This window comes from Flectobacillus sp. BAB-3569, from assembly GCF_002270355.1.
Classification (GTDB): Bacteria; Bacteroidota; Bacteroidia; order Cytophagales; family Spirosomataceae; genus Flectobacillus; species Flectobacillus roseus.
This window is the reverse complement of the sequence record NZ_NJFZ01000018.1, coordinates 82,151-100,084: the sequence shown is the minus strand read 5'-3', so window position 1 is coordinate 100,084 and position 17,934 is coordinate 82,151. Positions and strand designations below refer to the sequence as shown.

Here is a 17,934-nt window from a genome sequence, read left to right as displayed (position 1 = left end):
ATAGTAAAGGCTATACCAAACGTACTTATCGAAGTAGTGAATCAGATTGCAAGGATTGTCCACTTAGAGAACAATGTTGTGGTAAAGCTACAAAATTTAACCGGGCTGGCGAACCAGAAGGTGGATAATAGTATTCACAAAGAGCATTACGACCGAATGCATGAAAAGCTTACCCAAAACAAGTCTTATGCCAAGCGAATGGTACGAATACGAAGTAAAACCGTCGAACCCGTGATAGGAACACTCGTAAATTTTATGAACATGAAACGAGTGAACACACGAGGTATCAAATCCAGCAACAAACACGTATTAATGGCAAGTTTAGTTTACAACTTGCAGAAATATCTACGCTTCATTGTGAAAAAACCAAGTATATTAGCCCAAGCTATTGCCCTTTCAGAAGGAGAAATTTATGCCTCTCTCAAAAGCGTATCAGTATTCATCAATAACTCAATTTTAAGCGTTTCAAATTTGAGGATATTTTGCAAAAACTAAAAAACAGACCTCTCTTAAATCGCTTTAAAAGAGGTCTGGATGTGTATTCTGTAAGTAAATTTTAGGAAAAATGAGTTGTGCAACAGCTACTCGTGTTAGCGGCTGTTTTTTATTCCCCACTTGGTATTTTTCCATCTATCCATTCTTGTTTTTGTTGTATTGCACCACCTAAAAATAAAAAATTTGACTTATTAAAGTCTATTAGTCCAAATGCAATTACCATATATTTTCCGTCTAAATATTTTTTCTCGTCTTTATTTGGTTCGTTTGGTCTTAAATATCCAACAACTCTGACTTTATCACCAATTTTATTTGATTTATTTTTAAACATCAAAACTGTCCATAAATAATTGTCGTCTGCAATTTTTAGTTTGTAAAATGGTGTATTATTTCTACTTTTTTCAATTTTCTCAATTGTCCCGTCAAACGCCACTATTTTACCGTCAAATTTATCAAGCTCTTTTTCGCTACCTTCTTGAATATTTGTCGGGAAAGATTTATCTGTTGGTTTAGTAGTCGTTGAATTACTTTGTCCAAGCAAGTTTGTCATCGATAATGTTAAAAGTAAAATTGAAAGTAGTATTCTCATTTTATTATATATTTCATTTTTATCGTTGTCTGGTAAAATAGCCGCTAACTCCTAAATATACGAAAGGTTTGTAGTATTTTTTGTATTTTTTATAACTTTACCAATTTCCTATTGTACTATTCTTGTCGTATTTTTTAGTTGTCGTAGTTTTTGTATTGTTTAAAAATTAGGTTTTATTGAAGTTAAAAAACGTTTTTCGGTTTGCAAAACACTATTCATCTTTTATCTTTAATTGATCAAAAGGATTAACAATAGTTTCAAGTTTTCGAGTGCTTACATGTGTGTAACGTAAAGTGGTTTTAAGGTCGTTATGTCCCAATAATTCTTGAATGAGTTTAATATCTGTTCCTCGCTCATGAAGGTGTGTCGCATAACTGTGCCTTAAGCTATGGAAAGTTACATCTTGTGTTATTTTTGCTTCATTTTTGGCTCTGTGGAAAATTTGCTGAAGACTTCTAGTACTGTAAGGTTCGTCTTTATACTGACCTTCAAAAAGCCAATAAGTTGGTTTGTAGGCAATATAATATTTTCTTAAAAGTTCAAGTATACCTTCAGAAAGGGCAACCATTCTGTCTTTTTTTCCTTTTGCTCCCTTGATATTAATAACCATTCTTGCAGAATGAATGTCTTTTATCTTTAGGTTTACTACCTCGCTAACTCTAAGTCCGCCCGAATAGGCTAAAAAAAGCATAGTCTTGTGTTTTAGGTTTTCTAATTGTGAAAATAGCTTTTCTACTTGACTGATAGACAAAACGTTAGGTAAAATCAACTTTTTCTTTGGGCGTGGAATCTCAAAAAAGAATTTCTCACGTTTTAGCACACCCGCTGGTGCTGGCTTCCTAGCCAGTACCCATTTTTCTCTGGATTCTATCCAGAAGTTATCTTTTCAAAACTTAACTATTGAGTTGATTTTTATAATAGGATTAGAATCCTTAGATTGTGTTAGTACTGGCTAGGAAACCAGCACTAGCGGGGCTGTTGTGCGTTCGTTTTTTAATTTCCAAATATCCATTTTATAATAGTTACAAATCCAACTATAACTGAAATTACAATTAAAATGAATACAAAGAAGAAAAATTTACCTATTAGTTTGTCTTTAAAAGTTTGTATTTGTTTAGTGTTATATTTTTTTGAATGTTCTGTTTAGGATTATACTTCGGAACATATTTTGTTTTCTTTTCGCTGTCTAATTCTAAATCTGTTAGTTTTTGTTGAGCAAATTTTGATAGTTTTGTTTTGTCACCACGAAAAACTATTTCTTGTAAAATTTGATTTCCAGAATAGTTGACGGATTTTTCATAAATTTCCACACACTTAATAATTCTTTCTTCTGTAGTTTCTGTTAATATCCAATATTTTCCTGCCGCATCTAAAAATCCACTTTCATAATAAAATTCAGCAAGTTTATTCCACAATTCAATTTCATTTGGATTTTCCTGTATTAAATTTCGTAGTCTATTTGTCGCTTTGAAACGTAAACCGTTTTCAAACTCAAAATCTATTTTATCTAACTTTTCTTTTAAATCCATTTCCATTACACGGTTTGTTCAAAATGACGCAGAACTCCTAAATATACGAAAGTTTTGTAGTACTTTTTGTATTTTTTGTAATTTTACCAATTTTTTATTGTACTATTCTTGTTATACTTTTTAGTTGTCGTAGTTTTTGTATTGTTTAAAAATTATGTTTTATTAAAGTTAAAAAACGTTTTTCGGTTTGTACATTACTATCCATCTAGAACTAACATGTATATCAGGTAGTCAACTAACCCATTATTTAATGATAGTTTGGCAATTAGCATAACCTACCTTCATTGAGTTCTGATTCTCAGAATGCTATATCTTGTGGCTTCTTCATCGTTTTGAATATAGTTTTCTTTGATGGAAAGTGTATTATTATTAATCCATTTGGCATCTTCTATTCCTTTGGTTTTGAGTGCAACTTCTGCACGTTTAATTATTTTTTGATCTTTGATTTCTAGTAATACAAAACCATTATAATCATATTCGGCGATTAAGTCGGAAGATACGCTTATAAGCCACTTTTGGTCTGGTGATATAATGGGAGGGCTCACTAAATCTATTTTTTCTCCCGAATTTTTATTGACCAAAGTAAACATTCCTCCTTCATAAAAATTGACCTTAAAAACCCAATATGGTAGATTTTTAACAGAGCCTAAACACTCATAAACGACAAAACTATCAAACCCTTCATTATCATTTCCAGAGAGTACAAGCTTTTCCTTGCCTTCCATATCCAATGCATACCAGTTCAAACCCTCTTGGCGAAGTCCAGAACTATCTGGCATAATAAAAGATTTTGTAGGGTACTGATTGTAGATTTTTTTAGTAGAGGGTTCAAAAGTAAATGTGAATATCCCAGATTGAATTTGATGTTCGTTTGTATCAGGGGTTGCTAGAATTTTAGCAAGTGATTGAGAAGAACGATTGACTGAAGTGTCGGTATTGGTATTAATGGTATCATTCTTTCGGGGTCCACAATTCCAAAGGAGAATTAGTATAAATGACCCAGTTAAAAGATTGAATAAAAAAGGTTTTGAGCGCATAGGATAGATATAGAATAAGCTTTTGAGGTTATTATTAAATATGTTTCAAAGATATAGATTTACTAATTATTTCAAAACATATCCATAAATTAGCCACAAGCTTTTATAGATTGTTCATCCTATGAAAGCTTGTGGCTATATCACAAATCCCCTAATGCCTCACCCCTCAACCCTCTCGTCTAAATCTGCTCAGAGTCATACACAATTACCTTCTCCCAAAGGTGTGAATAGTCTTCCACAAATTTGAGATGAATGGGGTGTTTTTGATAGATTTCTTCTTCTTCTAAGTTATCAAAAAATAGCATCCACGAAACCGAATACCCTCGCTCGATAACACTACGGTTGGTACTTGCAGGTGTGCCAATGTGATGAAAACGAATGGTTGGCACTTTCGATAATCCTGTTAGTCCTTCGATAAGCTTGTTTTTGTCAGCCTCGCTCGATGGGTTTTTCAACCAAAAATAGACATGATGGATAAAGATTTTTTTCTTTGGCTTTGCCTCCGAAGGTAGCGCAACGGCCGTCAATGCAGAAGCTGCTGCTGCTTTGGTTAAGAATGAACGTCTTTCTAATTTTTTCATGATTGTATCAATGTTTTGAAGTGATGAGCTAATAATATGTATATTTCCATTATGCTCTTTATGGATAGATTATAATTTCTGTATGGTATTGTGTCTTGATTATAAGTGGTTTATCATATTTTTTTGTACTGTATTACATCAATGAAGATACAAAACTACAAATGTTTTTTTCTAGATAATGGTAAAAATCCATTATATCTTGGTAGATAATTAGTAAATATCCTGACGATTGATGAAACGCTATATTTTACATACTGCATTCAATATTTATCATTTTGAGGCGACTCAATGGGAGCATTCAGTGCACAAGCATACCTATTTTGAGATTATTTTTATCCTAAAAGGACAAGGTCAACATAACCTCAACGGCAATTCGTATGACTACTCAGAAGGAGATGTGTTTTTGGTGGGACCTGAAGATTTCCATGATTTCGAGATAGCCACGCTGACGGAGTTTTGTTTTATCAGGTTTAATGAATCGTTTTTGAAGCACTCAACGCAGGAGGGCAATACTTGGCAAAAAATAGTAGATTCTTTACTTTATACTTCCTCACAAAGCAGAGGGTCAATTGTACATGAGTTGTCAGAAAAGCAAAAGCTTCATCATTTACTTCATGTGCTTGAAAGTGAATATCAGCGTCCAGAATCTCAATATTTTGAAATTATTCGTGATAATCTTATGCGTAGTATCATGGTGATTTTGGCAAGGAATCTATTAGGACAAAGTGCCGCCCCAATAGCCACCAATGACTCTGTAGAGGCGATTTTACGCTATATCAAACAACATATTTATGAACCTTCATTGCTTACCATCGAGCATTTGGCTGAGGTTTTTCACTATTCACCTGCCTATATCAGTATTTTCTTCAAAAGACATACTGGCGAGCCATTGAAGCAATATATCACCAAGCTCAAAATGAGTTTGATAGAAGCCCGTTTGCAATATAGCCAACATTCTTTGACCGAAATAGCCGACGAATTTGGCTTTACAGATGAGAGTCATTTTTGTAAACAGTTCAGAAAATATACAGGAAAAACGCCGACAGCTTTTCGTAAAAAACGAACTAATTCGACTTAAAGAAAGGCTTTTTGTCCTAACACTACCCCATAGACTTGGAGTATAAAAATAGGTTTTTCCCTTAAATTTGAGAGAATCAGCATTCAATTACCCAATTTTCACTCTTAAAATTGTTTCTAAAACTTTGAAAAAAATAATTTCTATTCCCTGTATTCTGTTTAGTTTAGCCAGTTCTGGCGTGGCACAAACAGGAAGTGTCACAGAACCAGTACGTTATATCGGCGGTCAGACCGTTGATCCAAGTGTACACGAAGGTCGTTTGCGTTACGCTATCGGTACCGAAAACCGCCAGACGATGCGCGCTAACCGTACCCATCCCGAATATGCCGATGGCTATGGCTGGACCTACAACCATGCTTCTAATCTTTGTTATTGGAATAATACGTTTTATCAACAGTATTTGAGTAATCCAGCAGATGAGCACGTTGCACCTGGGCAGACCTTAATTGTAAAATCAAAAGATGGTCGTCATTGGGAGAAACCAGAGGTGGTGTTTCCTCCTTACAAAGCGCCCGAAGGCGTGAAGATTCCTGCGGGTTATCATGGTTATATGATGCACCAACGTATGGGATTTTATGTGGCTCCTGATGGTCGTTTGTTGGTAATTGCCTTTTATGGACATACTGATGACCCTTTTGGAAAAGGGGGAATCGGTCGCGTGGTGCGCGAAGCCTACAAGGATGGTTCTTACGGACCGATATACTTTATACGTTATGAAAGTGAAGCCAACTGGAATGAAAGTAATACCTCGTATCCTTTCTATAAAAAATCAACGGATGCTGGTTTTGTCGCTGCCTGTGATGCGTTGCTAAAAGATAAATTGATGACTTTTCAGTGGTATGATGAGGATCATGGCGTGGATGGGTTTTACAATGGCAACAAATCTGGACAAGCCTTGTCATTTTATCATCGTAAAGATGGAAAAGTGGTAGCTCTTTGGAAAAAATCTTTAGTAGCGCTTTCGGATGATGAAGGAAAAACTTTTTCTGAACCTGTAAAAGTACCTACTTTCTTGATGTCGGGCGGAAAACAATGGGGGCAAAAAACAGACGATGGTCGTTATGCAATTAGCTATAACCCTATTGAACAAACGCAGTATCGTTTTCCATTGGTCGTGGTGACGGGCGAGGACGGAGTTTTGTTTGATAATATGTTATTGATTCAAGGTGAAGTGCCCGTGCGTAGATTTACGGGTCGCTGGAAAGATTTTGGCCCTTGTTATATGCGTGGTATCGAAGAAGGAAATGGTAATCCTCCGGGTAATGATATGTGGATGACCTATACCGTCAATAAAGAAGACGTATGGGTGAGTCGTACGCCTGTGCCAATTCAATATGCAGTAAAAGGTATCGTTTCGGATAACTTTGATGCTTTGGCATTAGAAGGCGCTGTGCCAAACTGGAATATTTATGCACCAAAATGGGCACCGATAGAGGTAGTAAAAGCGCCTAGCAGAACAGGCAAAGCACTACAATTATCCGATACCGATTTGTATGATTATGCTCGTGCCATTCGAGTATTCCAAGAAGGAACCAAAGCACAGACTAGTTTAGATATATTTGCAGATGCTACCAATACAGGAAGACTCGAAATAGATTTGACCGACCAATTTGGTAATCGTCCTGTAAGAGTACGTTTTGATGAAAATGGACAAATCATCGCCACTGATGGAAGTACCGAAAAGGTAGTTTCAACTTATCAAAAAGGACAATGGTATAAAGTCGAGATTTTGACAGAGTCGAATACCTATGGTCACTATACGTTATTGATAAATGGTAAGAAAGTATTAGAAAAGGGACAATTGGCGGAGGCTGTGAAGTCTATCGAAAGGTTATCGCTACGCACGGGTGCTTATCGTAACTTCCCAACTCGCCAAACACCAAACGAAACCAATGACCCGCCACTCAAAGGTGCAGATGAGCCTTGTTCGCCAACGGCATTTTTTGTAGATAATGTTGTCATCAAAAGCAACTAAGAAATCATATTGATGGTAGAGACGCAAAGCCTGCGTCTCTATTTTTTTTGAACAATTTGCAATTCGCGAATTGCAAATTATTGGAGATATTTCTAAAACATACAGAACCCGAGAGTTTTCTAAAATGATTTTGCTAAATTTTGAGAACCAATTTTCTCAAACTTAACATTATGGAAATCTTAGAAACCTTGTATCGTGAAATTGTAGGCTTTTTTAGCTTTAGTGGTCTAATCGAAATTATTCAGACGGATAATTATAAAGCCCTTTTAACCCAAGATGGCATCGGAAAGGCATTAGCTCCGCTTATTCCTGTATTGCTGGTCATCGAACTTATCCGAGCGTTTTTCTTCCAACGCTTGAGTTTTACCCAATATAAAATCGCCTTTTTTACCTATATCTTCAATCGTGTTATTTCCAGATTTATCTCAATTGGGATGGTGGGTATTTGCATAGGTCTGTTTGAGCCTTATGCCATTTTCAAATCGGAGTTTACTTGGTATTGGTTTATTTATGGCTACGTGGTTTGGGAATTTGCCCATTTTGTGTACCATTATCTGGGTCATAAGGTGCGTCTATTCTGGTGTTTGCATTCTACACATCATGCGTCTGAGTCGATGAACTTGTCCATTACTTATGCTCACTTTTTCTTAGAAGGACCTTATGCCGATATTATCCGTACTACGATTTGTATTTTGATGGGCGTCAACCCTCCGTTATTATTTTTGATTATGTTTGTCGATGGCACTTGGGGTGCATTTATTCACATTGGTGAGAATCTAATGAAAGATGCTCGTCTGGGTTTCTTGAATAAAATCATTCTGACTCCCTCGCATCATCGTGTACATCATGCGCGCAATCCTTTATATATGGATACCAACTTTTGTAATCTGCTTAATATTTGGGACAAGGTATTCGGAACTTTGCAAGACGAAAAATATGAGGAGGAAATAGAATATGGTATCACCAGACCGATGAAAGCTGGGGATTTTTGGGATGCCTATTTTGGTGAAATTATCCTCTTAGCCAAAGACGTATATCATGCACCGACCATAAAAGATAAGGTACTTTATATTTTCATGCCTCCAGGCTGGCACCATTCGGGAGATCATAAAACAGCATCGGTGGTCAAAAAAGAATATTTTGCCACACAAAAACCGTAGAGACGTTGCACGCAACGTCTTCGCACGAACAGTGGATGTCGCTGTAGGGTATGTTGCGTGTAATTATTTATGCAATTTTAATAAACCTATATGGCAGACTTTGTATGGTACTAAGATATTTTGCTGGAGACGTTGCGTGCAACGTCTCTACAAGGAAAATCGTTTGAGATTGTCATGATAGGAGATACCCGTTTCGATTTTGGTACGCTTGCTGTCATTGAGGGCTACGAGATATTTTCCACTAAAATGTTTTTCTAGTTCTCTAATTTGGCTACCGTTGACAATACTCGAACGACTGATGCGAATAAAATTGCTTGGCAGTTTTTCGGATAAATTACTAATCGTATAATTGGTGATAAATTGCTTATTGTCTAGGGTATGTAAAAATACATATTTATCATCTGCTTGAAAAAAAGCTATATCCTGCAAGGCTATTATTAAGATTTTATCGCCTTGTTTTACTGAAATAGAATGTATTTCTTTCTTAGGTTTTAGGAGTTCTGTCAAACTTTGTAAGCTATCAGCTGAGATTTTTAGGGCTTGATTTTCGGTAAATTTCTGGAGCTTTTGCACGGCTTTATCCAAGCGAGATTTTTCGATAGGTTTTAATAAATAATCAATAGAATTTTCTTCAAATGCCTTAATCGCAAATTGGTCGTAAGCGGTTACGAAAATAACAATAGGCATAAACGTAAGCTTTTCGAGCATCTCAAAGCCAGTCAAAATAGGCATTTCAATATCTAAAAATATCAAATCTGGTCTGAGGTCTTCAATCAATTCTAAACCTTCTTGTCCGTTGAGTGCTTCGCCAATGATTTCGAAGGTATCGTCATATTCTTTCAATAATCTTTTGATACGATTAATCGAAATAGGTTCATCGTCGATTAGTATAGTTTTGTATGGCATGAGTCTTAATTGTTAGTTGTGAGTTGTAAATGGTGAATTTGGCGTTCGGCTTTCAGCTCTCGGCAAAAATATTTCTCATGAATTTAAGGGAACTTAAAGCAAGATATGGCTATAGATTCATGATAACAATTTCGATGATTTTGGGATTATTTTTGAGTTCCAAAGAAGCCTTGTTGCCGTACAGCAATTTAAGTTTTTCTTTAACACTTCTCAAGCCAAAACCTCCGCCGAGTGTTTCCGAAAAAGCAGGGCCATTGTCGTGAATCTGAATGGTTAATAAATCATTGGCTTGTTTGATGTTTATGTCAATAATACCTTTCTCTGCTACTCTTGAAATACCATGTTTGATGGCATTTTCGACTAAAGGTTGAAGCAAAAATCGAGGGATTTGCTGAGAAAATAAACTTTCGTCACAATTAATAGCATAAGATAGTCGGTGACCAAAACGAACCTCCTCAATACTCAAATACGCCCTGATGATTTCGAGTTCATCAAAAAGTGAATGAAAGCTTTCTTCTGTTCGACCCGTCGTATACCTAAAAAGCTTTGATAATTGTATAGTCATTTCTTCGGCTTGATTAGGCTGCTCATGAATCAGTCCAGCAATGCTATTTAAAGCATTATACAAAAAATGAGGATTGATTTTTGCCTCCAAAGCATCCAATTGCGCTTTGGATTTGAGCTTTTCTAAGTTGAGTAATTGATATTCTTTTTCAGAAATTTTACGGTTGATATTCCTGTGCTGAAACCAATAATATAAAAATGTCCAACTGATAAAAGCAGGTAATGCCATATAAAAATAAATTGCCATTGGCACACTGTATGCCCAAACATTGGTACGAAGAATACTCCATTGTAAAATTTCGGAAGAAGCGAATGCACAGCCCATTAAGGGTAAAAACTTTACTTCATCGAGCGGAATTTTGGGCTCGATGAATGTCAAAAAAATGTAACAAGCCAAGGTCGCCGAAAATCCAGCCGCAGCGGTCAATAGCACCATATCTGGCTGAATAGCTGAAAAATCAATTTGCCATTTACCCAGTATTTCTAAAGTAAAATAAGCAATACTCGTAATTCCGTAACCGACAAGCAAGCAAAAAATGATACTAAAACCTAAGTCATAAGGAGGTTTTAGACTAAAAGGTTTTGGTTTGTCCGTCATTTCAAAATGATTACTTGATGTTGAAAAAGTGGACAGCGTGTTTTCTACGGGCTTTTTCTCAAGATTAATGTTGGGTTTAGTACTACCATCTTTGAAAGAAGAGTCCGTTGGTCGGATTGGCTCGAATGGTTGATTGTTTTCCCGAATTTTGATTTTTCCTCCTAATGTTTTTACGCTTACCGTTGGTCCTCCTCCTAAAATGGTACCATGAATAGTATCATTTGTCATCAAACCCTTAAAATCAGCAAGCGGTGGTACTTGAATGCGGCTTCCCGAAACATCCAAATTCATAGGTTGGTTGAGAGGCATCGTGATTTTAATATTCCCTCCCGAAGTATCAAACCAAGCGTATTGATGTAACGATTGAATATCAGCGAAAATATTACCTCCTTTGGTGCTTACCCCAATATTCCCATGAATATCATTCAGGCGAATATTACCGCCCAAAGTATGGCATTCAAAAGAACCTTCTACGCCAAAAGCTTCAATTTTGCCACCCCAGCTCGAGCCATTAATAGCACCTTTATGGTTTTGAACAAGCAGATTACCACCTTTGGTGTCCAAACGAATATCAGCTTGATTATTGGCCACATAGATATTGCCCCCCATCGTCGACACATCGATTTTCCCCTGACAAGAAATCAGTTCGATTTTACCACCCATGGTTTTTCCTTTTAGGTTACCCTTGGTGCTTTGTGCCAAAATTTTGCCACCCCAAGTTTCAAAGAAGTGATTGCCACCAATCCCTTTGAGAGAGACATCGCCCCCGAAAGTTTTGGTTTGCGAGTTCAAACGATGCGGAATATAGATACGAAAAGAAGTGCTTTGAAAATTAAACCAGTTGAATACGTTAAAATAGCGAGGTTTGGCATAAATACTAAAAGTATCTCCAGATTGCTCGAATCTTAAATCATGTGTATCATGGTCAAACTCAAGCAGAGGATCGCTGTAGATAAAAAAGGTAAAAATGCTTCTGACGCTAGCATAAATTTCTACTTTAATGGTATTCTCGTCGTGCGCAATTAGTTCGAGATCACCAGTAAAATTTTGAAGGTCTAAGGTATTAATAGATTCAGCTTCAAAAGTTTTTTCAAAAGTCGGTTTATTATTCATGGCTATTGGGATAAACAAGCTTTGCGAAGGCAAAGAATGCTATGTTAAATTTAGTGAATTGTTGAACAAGATTTTGTTTGATTTCTGATTCAAAACAAGTCAAAACACTAAATTTTTAGAAAACCTTTCCGACAGATGAGGGATTTGGCAGGATAAACTGGGGAAAAATGGGAGGGAATATTTTCTAAAAAGCAAAAACCCGACAGTCAAGCGACCGTCGGGTTTTATTCACCAACTTAATAATCTAGTCAATCATTATTTTAAATCAAAACGATCTAGGTTGGTTACTTTTGTCCAAGCTGCAACGAAATCTTTTACGAATTTCGCATGTGAGTCTTGGAAACCATATACTTCGGCAATAGCACGAAGTTCTGAGTTTGAACCAAAGATTAAGTCAACTCTTGAAGCTGTCCATTTCACTTCACCCGTGATACGGTTGCGACCTTCAAATACTTCTTGGTCGTCAGACGTAGCATTCCAAGTAGTTGAGAAATCTAATAAGTTTACAAAGAAATCGTTCGTCAACGCTTCAGGACGGTGAGTAAATACCCCAAGTGATGATTTATCCCAGTTGGTGTTCAATACACGCAAACCACCTACCAAAACAGTCATTTCTGGAGCTGTCAAAGTCAATAATTGTGCTTTGTCGACCAACATTTCTTCTGAAGAAGTTGTATATTTTTTCTTTTTGTAGTTACGGAAACCATCAGCTAATGGCTCAAGTACTGCAAACGATTCTACATCTGTTTGCTCAGCAGTAGCATCTGTACGTCCTGGAGTAAATGGTACTGACACCTCAACACCTGCATTTTTAGCAGCTATTTCAACACCTACGTTACCAGCCAACACAATTACGTCTGCCAATGATACTTTTTTACCACCTGATTGTGTAGCATTGAATTCTTCTTGAATAGAAGTCAATGTTGACAATACTTTTGCTAATTGCTCAGGGTTGTTTGCTTCCCAATCTTTTTGTGGAGCCAAACGTACACGAGCACCATTTGCACCACCACGCTTGTCAGAACCACGGAAGGTAGAAGCAGAAGCCCAAGCAGTAGATACTAATTCAGAAACTGATAAGCCAGAAGCAGCGATATTTGCTTTCAAACCAGCGACATCATTTTCATCTACTAACTCATGGTCAACCGCAGGAATTGGGTCTTGCCATATCAAATCTTCAGCAGGAACTTCTGAACCTAAGTACAATGATTTAGGTCCCATATCGCGGTGAGTTAATTTGAACCACGCACGAGCAAAAGCATCAGCAAACTCGTCTGGGTTTTCGAAGAAACGTCTTGAAACTTTTTCATAAGCAGGATCAAATCTCAACGCCAAGTCAGTTGTAAACATAATTGGTGTATGGCGTTTCGATGGATTGTGCGCATCTGGCACAGTATCGGCTCCCATACCGTGTTTTGGAATCCACTGATGAGCACCTGCAGGGCTTTTGGTCAATTCCCACTCATAGCCAAATAAGTTCCAGAAATAGTTGTTACTCCATTTAGTCGGCGTAGTAGTCCATGCACCTTCCAAACCACTAGTAATCGTATTTTCACCATTACCAGAGCCATAAGAGTTTTTCCAACCTAAGCCTTGTTCTTCGATAGAAGCTGCCGCTGGTTCTGCGCTCACATACTTACTTGGGTCAGCAGCACCGTGTGCTTTACCGAAGGTATGTCCACCTGCAATCAAGGCAACAGTTTCTTCGTCGTTCATTGCCATACGACCAAATGTATCACGAATATCGTGTGCAGCAGCCAATGGATCAGGGTTGCCATCTGGGCCTTCAGGGTTTACATAAATCAAACCCATTTGTACAGCAGCAAGAGGGTTTTCCAAGTCACGCTCGCCCGAATAACGGCTTTTTGGACCACCGCTCAATTCCAACCATTTGTCTTCAGCACCCCAATAAATATCTTCTTCTGGCTCCCACACGTCTTCACGACCACCACCGAATCCAAAAGTTTTGAAGCCCATTGATTCAAGAGCGCAGTTACCTGCCAAAATCATCAAGTCAGCCCATGAAAGTTTACGTCCGTATTTTTGTTTGATTGGCCATAGCAACAAACGAGCTTTATCCAAGTTTACGTTATCTGGCCAGCTATTCAAAGGAGCAAAACGCTGAGTACCCGAACCAGCACCACCACGACCGTCGGCAGTACGATACGTACCTGCACTATGCCAAGCCATACGGATAAAGAATGGGCCATAATGACCGTAATCGGCAGGCCACCAATCTTGTGAAGTTGTCATCAACTCAACAATTTCCTTTTTAACTTCGCTCAAATCCAATGATTTAAACTCTTCGGCGTAGTTGAAATCCTCACCCATAGGATTAGACAAAGTAGAGTGCTGGCGAAGGATATTCAAACGTAATTGATTTGGCCACCAGTCTTGGTTTCTTGGACCACCACCTGCGGCATGTCTTGCTGGCGCAGGAGCAGAAGCACCGTGATGGAATGGGCATTTACCTCCCTCGTGAGAACCGTGATTTGATGATTGATGTTCCATTTTATAAATTGTTTAGTTTTTTACGGTAAAATATTGTCAAAAGTAAAATTCCGCATTAACATTTGGTAATATGTCATTGGTAAGGTTTTTCACTTTGAATGCTAAGTTTTACTACCATAATATTAGTAATAAAAAAAGGATTTTTCCTTGATTCGATGTTAAAATTACGATAATAATAATTATAAGTCAAATTGATTATTTTTATTGAGATATAGATTTTTGCTATAACATTGTTCTGAGTGAATAGAGAGGGATTTACCGAAGAAAATGGGTAAAATAGGTGTAAAAAATTGAGAAATTATTTTTTGAATAGGTTTAAGTGTTGACCTAAACAGCGAAAATATCCCTTTATAGGATTTATCTTTTTCTAATATAATGGAATTATCACAGCGTCGAAGAAATAGGCAAAATTAGTAGAGCCGTTGCACGCAACGGCTACAGGGCATGTTGGTAGTAAGCAATAAAAATAAAGGATATAAATAATCAAGATCTCTTTAACCTGAAGCTATTTTTGAGATATGTTTAGTAGACGTTGCGTGCAACGTCTCTACAATAGGGTTAGGTATTTTAGAAAATCACTTTGTGCCGTTGATACTTTGCACCTGTTCACATTAGTAGACGTTGCATGCAACGTCTCTACGGATAGGTTGAATTATAGACGAATAAACTCACTGGGCACGCTGTCGGTTAGCCAAACCTGATTTTCTGAAAGATAGAAAACATAGCCTTGGTCGTACATTTGTTTACTTTCAATTGTTAAAATTATGGGCTTTCCATGACGCATCCCTACTTTTTGCGCGGTTTCAGTATCTGCACTTAGATGAACGTGATGTCTATTCATTTTTGAAAGACCCTTTTCAAAGATAGAATCAAGATTTTTTTCAACGGTACCATGATATAAAATATTAGGAGGAATTTGTGTCTGTAAAGCCAAATCTACCTCTATAGAATGTCCTTGATTAGCTCTGATTTTTGATAAATCGTCATTGAAGGAAAACCTTTTTTTATTATTAGTATCTACCACTTCCTTTAGTTGTTCAAACGAAATCTGGGTTTGGAGTTTAGTCATATTTTGTAGTAAAATAGATACCTCTACCCAGCCATTTTCATCCAATTGAATATCTATTAAATCAGGCTGATGGCGAAGTATTTTGCTGAGAAGTTTACTGATGTGGGTTAAGTTTGGCATATAGAATTAGTCTAATATTTTTAGAAATCGACTACTCATCCAACCAAGATGAGTGTGGGGAGTTGATATATAAGCTCCATCATTGTCGTACATAACTCCGTTTTAAGTTTTTTGGTGGGTTGCATTTCCACAAACCACCAAGTTCTGCCGCTCGGGTCGGTATATGCTGCCAATGCTATTCCCTGAGCTTTACTTTCGTAAGTTCCTAATATATTTCCCTTCAAAGGACTTGAACGGAATTCGGTTGGGGTATCATAAATTCGTGGCTTATATCTCAGACTATAACCATCATTGATAACTTCAAATTTGATTGGTTGAGCCAAATATTGCGTTGGAAACGTCGTTTCAGACATTTTTGCACTTGATTTGGTAGGTTTAAACTTAAACTTAGCATCTACTATATACTCAGTTTTAAACTCCATATAGTCTCCACAACAGCCTAAATTTAAGAAGGTAACTTTTTGAAGTTGATGTTTTGCATCAAACTCTAAAGAAGCAATACTTTCCAAATGTCTAGATTGCTCAATAAATTTACCATTTTCTTGTAAGAAGAAAATGGTAATATTGGGTTCATAACCTCCATATCCATAATAAATAGCATCAATACTATTATCTCCATTGAGTTCTAGAAAATGAATACCCATCAGAAATTCTTCTTTAGATTCCTGCTTGTTATAGTGTAATGTATCGTATCCTGAATCAAATTTGGGTAGGAAATTCTCTTTTTCTTGGGTGGTGAAGGGACGTTCTACAGTTTTAAAATCTAATTCATCAGTACTTGAAAAGAAAAGTTTAGGGGTATTTTGTTGCCCCAAAACGGGAGAGATACAAGCTGAAAATATGAGAACTAGCGTGTAGTAAATAGAAGATTTAGGAAGCATAACATTATTATTTTAGATAAAAATCCAAAATAGTAAAATTGAGTAATTTTTACAAAAATATAAGTAGAGCCGTTGCACGCAACGGCTCCCAATAGGTTTGTGGTAAGAAGTAGTATTTTAAGGGATTATTTCCTCTTTTGATAATTGCTTGCTAATGAGTGCAGTGAGAAGATTGATCCTTTGCGTAGCTGCAAAACACTAATTTGTAGACGTTGCATGCAACGTCTCTACAATAGGGTTAGGTATTTTAGAAAATTTCTTTGTGCCTTTGCCACTTTGCACCTGTTCACTCAACGAAAAGCTATTCTACGCCTCCACCTAATGAACGGTACAATTCTGTGGTGGCGTCAAACTGCTCTTTGCGAACACTGATGGCCTCTAATTCATTTTGTAATGAATTGTTGAGCGTCGTAATCACTTCCAGATAGCTTGTCATACCGTTCTTATAGAGCAATAAAGCATCTTTGGTGGCTTTGGAAAGCGATTTGTTTTTTGACTGAATCAGTTCCAAACGTTCCTTCGCCGCTGTCCCTCTACTCAATGCCGTTGAAACTTCTCCAACGGCATTGAGTAGGCTCTGTTTGAAATTTAAGACCGATTTTTCTCTTTCTATTACAGAAACTTCATAAGCTGTTTTTAAGGCTTTTTTATTAAAAATTGGTTGTGTGAGGTTTACTCCCACGGTTTTGATTAATGAGCCTGGCAAGTCGAACCATGTATTTAGTTTGAAGGAGTTTGCTCCAATGGAAGGTGTCAGACTAATGCTTGGGTACATCGCGATATTTGCCAAATTCATTTTTGCGTTGGCAGATACTACTGCGTATTCGCTGGCTTTTACGTCGGGTCTACGACTGAGCAAATTGGCTGGAACTCCCTCACTGAATAGGGTAGTTGGCAAAGCCTCTTGCATACTTTTGGTTCGTTCGATGCTATTGGGATATTCTCCACATAAAATGCTAAGGGCATTTTCTTGTGCTACAATCGCCTGTTTTGCCACTGGAATCAATAATTCTGCGGTCTTTTTCTGCACTTCTGCTTGTTCTACAGCCAAGGAGGAGGTTTGTCCAGATTTGTATTGCAAACGAATCATTGTCAAGGCTGTGTCGGCGAATGCAATATTCTTTTGGGCAACCGAAAGTTGTTCGTCCAGTGTCAACAGGTTGAAGTAAGCTTGTGCTACTTGGGCAATCAAGCGAGTTTTGAGCGCTGAAAGATTTTCCTTTTGCATAAAATACTCCGCCAAAGCAGACTCCTTATGGTTTTTGGCTTTTCCCCAAATATCAGCCTCCCATGACAAACTCACCGTAGCACTGTAATCGTCCATATATGCCGTTCCTAGAAATTGCTCACTCAAAGAGCCGTTTAAGGAGTTTTTGGAAAGCCAAGTTCTGTTGGCTCCTAGACTAAAATCAAGGTTGGGGTACAAGCCTAGCTTTGCTTGCTGATAATTCAAATCTAGTTGACGTATAGTTAATACCGCCACTGAAATGTCATTATTTTTGGCAAGGGCTTTTTCTATCAAACCTACCAATTGAGGTTCTTTAAAAAAAGTTTTCCAAGGCAACTGAACAGAATCCGCAGTAGTCGAAATGGAGTTTCTGAAATGCTCAGGCATACTCACTTCGGGGCGACTGTATTTTTTGCCAACAGTACAGGCCGAAAGCATGGCTATCAATCCTATACTGATATATTTTGTTAGTTTCATGTTTATATTCTTTTCTAAAAATT

15 protein-coding genes are annotated in these 17,934 nt (G+C 37.2%); 4 read left to right on the top strand and 11 right to left on the bottom strand.

All coding sequences use genetic code 11. The annotated features are described in order from the left end of the window. Nucleotides 1-495, top strand: a 495-nt coding sequence (locus BWI92_RS17550) for a transposase (RefSeq protein WP_217903436.1), incomplete at its 5' end; no start/stop codon positions are given. Nucleotides 496-604: 109 nt separating this feature from the next. Here BWI92_RS17550 and BWI92_RS17545 read toward each other — a convergent pair. From BWI92_RS17545 to BWI92_RS17525, 5 genes are all read right to left on the bottom strand, one after another. After that, nucleotides 605-1,084, bottom strand: coding sequence for a hypothetical protein (locus tag BWI92_RS17545; protein WP_095164873.1), 480 nt, complete (start codon nucleotides 1,082-1,084; stop codon nucleotides 605-607). A 211-nt stretch (nucleotides 1,085-1,295) separates the two neighbouring features. Continuing rightward, nucleotides 1,296-1,904: a tyrosine-type recombinase/integrase gene (locus BWI92_RS17540; protein ID WP_229363246.1), complete on the bottom strand. Its 609-nt coding sequence runs from the start codon at nucleotides 1,902-1,904 to the stop codon at nucleotides 1,296-1,298. 265 nt (nucleotides 1,905-2,169) lie between these two features. Then, nucleotides 2,170-2,613, bottom strand: a complete 444-nt coding sequence (locus tag BWI92_RS17535; protein ID WP_141234824.1) for a DUF6584 family protein — start codon at nucleotides 2,611-2,613, stop codon at nucleotides 2,170-2,172. 281 nt (nucleotides 2,614-2,894) lie between these two features. Then, nucleotides 2,895-3,392 carry a hypothetical protein gene (locus tag BWI92_RS17530; protein ID WP_141234823.1) on the bottom strand — a complete coding sequence of 166 codons (498 nt, stop codon included), beginning with the start codon at nucleotides 3,390-3,392 and terminating at the stop codon, nucleotides 2,895-2,897. Nucleotides 3,393-3,829: 437 nt separating this feature from the next. Continuing rightward, entirely contained in the window at nucleotides 3,830-4,231 is a 402-nt protein-coding gene (locus BWI92_RS17525; protein WP_095164867.1) for a Dabb family protein, read from the bottom strand. A gap of 232 nt (nucleotides 4,232-4,463) precedes the next feature. Between BWI92_RS17525 and BWI92_RS17520 the strand changes: the two genes are divergently transcribed. From BWI92_RS17520 to BWI92_RS17510, 3 genes are all read left to right on the top strand, one after another. After that, on the top strand, nucleotides 4,464-5,309 hold the full coding sequence (locus BWI92_RS17520; protein ID WP_095164865.1) for an AraC family transcriptional regulator: 846 nt from the start codon (nucleotides 4,464-4,466) through the stop codon (nucleotides 5,307-5,309). A 124-nt stretch (nucleotides 5,310-5,433) separates the two neighbouring features. After that, the gene (locus tag BWI92_RS17515) at nucleotides 5,434-7,284 is read left to right on the top strand and encodes a hypothetical protein (RefSeq protein ID WP_095164883.1); all 1,851 of its coding nucleotides are present in this window, start codon (nucleotides 5,434-5,436) and stop codon (nucleotides 7,282-7,284) included. A 170-nt stretch (nucleotides 7,285-7,454) separates the two neighbouring features. Beyond that, on the top strand, nucleotides 7,455-8,444 hold the full coding sequence (locus BWI92_RS17510; RefSeq protein ID WP_095164863.1) for a sterol desaturase family protein: 990 nt from the start codon (nucleotides 7,455-7,457) through the stop codon (nucleotides 8,442-8,444). A 147-nt stretch (nucleotides 8,445-8,591) separates the two neighbouring features. Here the strand turns inward: BWI92_RS17510 and BWI92_RS17505 are convergent, their stop codons facing one another. The 6 genes from BWI92_RS17505 to BWI92_RS17480 form a co-directional block, all read right to left on the bottom strand. Continuing rightward, nucleotides 8,592-9,350 (bottom strand): LytTR family DNA-binding domain-containing protein, encoded by a 759-nt coding sequence (locus BWI92_RS17505; protein ID WP_095164861.1) that lies wholly within the window; start codon nucleotides 9,348-9,350, stop codon nucleotides 8,592-8,594. A gap of 109 nt (nucleotides 9,351-9,459) precedes the next feature. Then, nucleotides 9,460-11,625 carry a histidine kinase gene (locus BWI92_RS17500; RefSeq protein WP_095164859.1) on the bottom strand — a complete coding sequence of 722 codons (2,166 nt, stop codon included), beginning with the start codon at nucleotides 11,623-11,625 and terminating at the stop codon, nucleotides 9,460-9,462. Between the two features lie 255 nt (nucleotides 11,626-11,880). Then, nucleotides 11,881-14,136, bottom strand: coding sequence for a catalase/peroxidase HPI (gene katG, locus BWI92_RS17495; RefSeq protein WP_095164857.1), 2,256 nt, complete (start codon nucleotides 14,134-14,136; stop codon nucleotides 11,881-11,883). Between the two features lie 652 nt (nucleotides 14,137-14,788). Next, nucleotides 14,789-15,325 (bottom strand): RNA 2'-phosphotransferase, encoded by a 537-nt coding sequence (locus BWI92_RS17490; protein ID WP_095164854.1) that lies wholly within the window; start codon nucleotides 15,323-15,325, stop codon nucleotides 14,789-14,791. Nucleotides 15,326-15,360: 35 nt separating this feature from the next. Then, complete coding sequence (locus BWI92_RS17485) at nucleotides 15,361-16,206, bottom strand: hypothetical protein (RefSeq protein ID WP_095164852.1); 846 nt, start codon at nucleotides 16,204-16,206, stop codon at nucleotides 15,361-15,363. Nucleotides 16,207-16,507: 301 nt separating this feature from the next. Further along, on the bottom strand, nucleotides 16,508-17,911 hold the full coding sequence (locus BWI92_RS17480) for a TolC family protein (protein WP_095164850.1): 1,404 nt from the start codon (nucleotides 17,909-17,911) through the stop codon (nucleotides 16,508-16,510). Nucleotides 17,912-17,934 lie beyond the last annotated feature (23 nt).